Origin of the sequence: Paraburkholderia sp. EB58, from assembly GCF_050436665.1 — a bacterium.
In the GTDB taxonomy this organism is placed as follows: Bacteria; Pseudomonadota; Gammaproteobacteria; order Burkholderiales; family Burkholderiaceae; genus Paraburkholderia.
This window is the reverse complement of record NZ_JBNDMQ010000094.1, coordinates 1-2081: the sequence shown is the minus strand read 5'-3', so window position 1 is coordinate 2081 and position 2081 is coordinate 1. Positions and strand designations below refer to the sequence as shown.

1 protein-coding gene and 1 pseudogene are annotated in these 2081 nt (G+C 57.8%); one reads left to right on the top strand and one right to left on the bottom strand.

Annotated features, from left to right (window positions below; translation table 11 throughout):
* Positions 1–1191 (bottom strand): glycosyltransferase (locus P3T40_RS44850; protein WP_429274080.1); only part of this gene is annotated, 1191 nt, incomplete at its 3' end.
* A gap of 517 nt (positions 1192–1708) precedes the next feature.
* Between P3T40_RS44850 and P3T40_RS44845 the strand changes: the two are divergent.
* Positions 1709–1816: pseudogene (locus P3T40_RS44845) on the top strand (IS6 family transposase); the annotation flags it as partial.
* Positions 1817–2081 lie beyond the last annotated feature (265 nt).

Here is a 2081-nt window from a genome sequence, read left to right as displayed (position 1 = left end):
ACACCGCCAGAACGTCCTGTACTGCGCTACCGACAGCGCGTGGAGGGCCGGGTAGTCTCCCGGCGTCTCGCCACAATGCGCCTGCAGGGCAACCGCAAACGCACTCATTTGCGACGCTGCAGTGCGTTCCGGCGAAGGACGGCAAACCGGCTCCGTCGCGATCGGTGCAGCACCGACACCCACGCCGGCTTCCAGACGCCTCATGTTGCCCTCCTCAAGCATAGGGTTGAATCGTGCCTGCGTCTGGAGTCTGTAGATTTCGGGCACCAGCGCAAGCAGAAGGCGTTTGGCCGTGAATAGCCGGAGTGAGATATGGGTCGCGACGTGCCACGTGGCAGCCACGTTCATTATTCTCATCTTTATGTCAGGGCCGACGAGCGAGCTGGCAAAGTGCAGATCGCCCAGCGTCTTGCCCATGATTTTGTTCCTTATCTTCGCACGCTCCGGCGGCTCGAGCGCACCAAACGACAACTCTGACATTTCGTGAACGAGCCGATACATGCTGTTGTAATGGTGGAGCGTTTTCTTCTCGAACATGGTGGAGTTCGACCGCAGCCGCCTTTTAAACAGCCTTTGGTTCAGCACGCCAACCCTTAGCCTTTTCTCCAGCAGCAAGGCCACAAAAAAATGATTATCTTCATACACGATGCCGTCGATAAAGCGCAACTCCCCAACAGCCGAGCGATGTGCGATCAGGCAACATGGCGATACGAAGTATCGCTTCTGGCGCAGCGACTCGATGACAAATTCCTCCGACCATAGAGGCGACTTTCCCACCGGTCGAAGGTAGCTATTCTCTTCCCGCTTGTACGTTGGCGCGTCGACTGGAAAGGCCGAGGCCTCGAACATGACCACGTCTATGTCTTGCCTGGTAAATTCCCGAAAGCAGAGGTCCAAAGTGTCCGCGTCGATGATGTCATCGCTATCCATGTAATACAGATAGGTGCCGCTCGCGACTGCCGTGCCCACATTGCGCGCAGTGGACTGCCCACGGTTTGGCTGGTGGATATATCTGAACCGTGAGTCGCGTACACAGAAGACTTGTGCAATCGCGCCGGTGGCGTCCGTGGACCCGTCATCCACGATAATCGCCTCGAAATCGACAAACGACTGCCCCGCGATACTCGTCAGCGCTTCCTCGATATAGTCCTGCACATTGTAGGCCGGGACAATGATGGAAAAAGTTGGCATAACGCATCCTGTTTGGACCGTTTCATAAACTCCGGGCCGCGCCTCAACCGGCCTGCCCATCCGTCCGGTCTCGAAACCCAGTCTCAAGCAAGCGGGACAGGGTCGAGGCCTCTGGCATAACGCGGCCGTCCGCCTGCGAAACGACATCCAGGTACAGCCGAATGGGCTCGAAACATCCAGCATCAACGCCATTAATAAACGTCTGGCGGAGCCGCTATATTCCAATCGGGCGAAGTTAAAGTTTGCCGTGGCGGAGTCGGGAATATTTCCGGCGCAAAACCGCCGCCGCGCCAGCGAACTTCCCGATCCGTTTTCGCAGCATCAGGGGCTGCGCGAAAGATGGAATAGCCGACCCCGCCGATTCGTGTGAATAGCAATGGCTGGTGTGTCGTTCGGGCGGAGTCTACGGACGACCACGCCTCTTAGGAGCGTCGCGGTCCGATTTCATGATGCCTGTGCGCGCGTCAGCCTCAACTCGGCGGCGGCGGTGGCTGAACGCCTTGGGGCGGCGGCGCATAGGATCGGATCCTTGGCGCGATATCTTTACCGGGCAGTCGACAAGGACGGCGACACGATCGACTTTCTCGCCGGGCGCTACTTTGAGAAATCGATCGCCCGGAATGGCTGGACAGATGAAGTGTGCTCGCGGAACCCATCCATGCGCCGCTGATCAATTCTACGAACGGGCAACATAAGCAGTACTGTTCATATCAATCAACTTTCCTCCGCGAGCCTTACTGCGACAAAACCCTCGTTGCGTCCCACGTTTTACCAAAGCCTGGTTCGCCGCCACCGGATATCCGGTAGGCTAATGCGCTCGCGACTGCACCTCTCCGCTTAGCACGCGATCGAGCACCAACGCGGCGTAAGGGACATTGGCCTCAACCAGA